The sequence below is a fragment of the Brevundimonas sp. genome, assembly GCF_050729455.1.
Taxonomy (GTDB): domain Bacteria; phylum Pseudomonadota; class Alphaproteobacteria; order Caulobacterales; family Caulobacteraceae; genus Brevundimonas.
The window spans coordinates 1-2,148 of record NZ_JBOHLI010000112.1 but is presented as its reverse complement, the minus strand read 5'-3'; the positions used below and the strand labels follow the sequence as shown (position 1 = coordinate 2,148).

The window sequence follows — 2,148 nt, the reverse complement described above, 5'->3', positions numbered from 1 at the left end:
CGTTAGGATAGGGTGACGTGCATTGGGATCAGGCGGCCTTCTGGCTCCACAGGTCCAGATCGGCCTCGCGTCCGATCAGGGCCAGGCCCGAGGCGATGGATTCGAACTCGCCGCCCGTCTCGATGCGGTCGGCGCCGAAGCGGCGGATGAAGATGTCGCGCACCGCCGGCACGAAGGAGGTGCCGCCGGTCAGGAAGACGCGGTCGATCTGCGTCCCGTCCAGCCCCGACTGGGCCATGGCCTCGTCGACAGCAGCCTCCATGGCCTGCAGCTCCGGGGCGATCCAGCCTTCGAAGTCGGCGCGCTTGACCGGCTTCTCGATCCGCACCGATCCGGCGACGAAGGAGAAGAGCGCCTCCTCGTCCCGCGACAGGGCCTCCTTCAGGCCCGAGACCGCGCGATAGAGGGCGTAGCCATGGTTGTCGTCCAGCACCTCGATCAGGCGCTCGATCTTCTCGGGCTCCAGCGCCGTCGCGGCCAGGCCGCGAATGTCGCGCATATCCTTGGACGCCCGCAGCAGGGCCAGCTGATCCCAGCGCGCGAAGGCGCTGTAGTAGCGCTGGGGGATCGGCAGGCGGTTGTCGAAGGCCCGGTACAGGCTGCCCTTGCCCAGTTCGGGCGAGACCAGTTGGTCGATGATCCGATAGTCGAAGGCGTCGCCCGCCACGCCCACGCCCGACCGCGCCAGCGGCGTGGACTTCAGCGCGCCGTCGGCCCGCTCGAACCGCACGATGGAAAAGTCGCTGGTGCCGCCGCCGAAGTCGGCGACCAGGACATTGGCGTCCTGCTTCAGCTCGCGCGCAAAGAAGAAGGCCGCGCCGACAGGCTCATAGGCATAACGGATGTCGGTGAAGCCCAGACGGGCGAACGCCGCCTCATAGCGCTCCAGCGCCAGGGTCTCATTGGGATTGCCGCCGGCGAAGGTCACGGGCCGCCCGACGATGATGCGCGGCGGCAGGTCATCCATCGCCCCGTCGGCATGATGCTTCAGCCGCAGCAGGAAGGCCGACAGCAGGTCCTCGAAGCGATAGCGGCGGTTGTCGATGCGCGTCTCGGTAAAGGCGGCGCTGGCGGCGAAGGTCTTGAACGACTGGATGAAGCGCGTCTCCAGCGGGTCCTCGACATAGGACTCGATGGCCCAGGGCCCAGCCTCGATCACCCGCTCGGGCGAGCCGCCGTCGCGCGCCTCATGCAGCTGGAAACTCAGCGCCGAGCGGAAGGCGAACAGGTCCTTCTCCTCCACCTGGAACCGGACCAGGGTCGCGGGGCCGTCGCCGTGGGTCAGCGACACCACCGTATTGGTCGTGCCGAAGTCGATGCCGATGGTGGCGGGGGTCGCGGATGTCATGGAGGAACCTGCGGGGAGAGGGGCCGGGGTTCCTAGCCCTCTGCCCGCCCGCGTCAAGGCCAGTCATGCGACCATTAGGCGACGACCGGCGTTATGCCTGCCGTAGCCGCCTAGCTTGATCGAATGGCGGCGTGGCGCGCCGAGGGCGAACGGATGACGAAGGCGGCAACAGAGCGCGCGGGTCCGAGCTTCATCGCGCGGCGCCTCGCGCTTGTACTTGCGCTCCCGCTGGCGGCCTGCGTCGCGGGGCCGGACTACCGCGAACCGTCGGTCGCCGTTCCCGCCGCCTTCTCGCAGACTTCGCCGGAGGGGCAACCAGATGCGGCCTGGTGGCGGGGCTTCGGCGATCCGTTGCTGGACCGGCTGGTCGCCGAGGCACGAACGGACAATCTGGATGTGCGTCAGGCGGCGCTGCGGATCGAGGAGGCGCGCCATCAGGCCCGGATCGTCGCCGCCGCCGCGTGGCCCAGCGTCTCGGCCAGGGCTCAGGCCAGCCACACCCGGCTCAGCGAGAACGCCGTCGTCGCCGCTCCGCCGGGCGGTGCGGGCACGCCCGGCGCACCCGGGACGGCGTTCGACACCTATCAGTCCGGCTTCGACGCCGCGTGGGAGCTGGACCTGTTCGGCGCCGACCAGCGGGCGGCCGAGGCGGCGGAGGCGCGCGCTGGGGCGGCGGTCTGGACCCTGCGCGACGCGGAAATCATCCTGACCGCCGAAGTCGCCCGCACCTATCTGGACTATCGCGCCCTGGATCGGCGCATCGCCATCAACGATCAACTTGGCGAGGTGCAGACCGAAGC

2 protein-coding genes are annotated in these 2,148 nt (G+C 69.6%); one reads left to right on the top strand and one right to left on the bottom strand.

Features of this window, described 5'->3' with window-relative positions; genetic code table 11:
- Positions 1-28 precede the first annotated feature (28 nt).
- A complete protein-coding gene (locus ACREEF_RS15745; protein ID WP_431566509.1) occupies positions 29-1,348 on the bottom strand; it encodes an Hsp70 family protein in 1,320 nt (439 codons plus the stop codon).
- A 153-nt stretch (positions 1,349-1,501) separates the two neighbouring features.
- Between ACREEF_RS15745 and ACREEF_RS15740 the strand changes: the two genes are divergently transcribed.
- Positions 1,502-2,148: TolC family protein (locus ACREEF_RS15740; RefSeq protein ID WP_431566508.1), on the top strand; the 647-nt coding region annotated here is incomplete at its 3' end.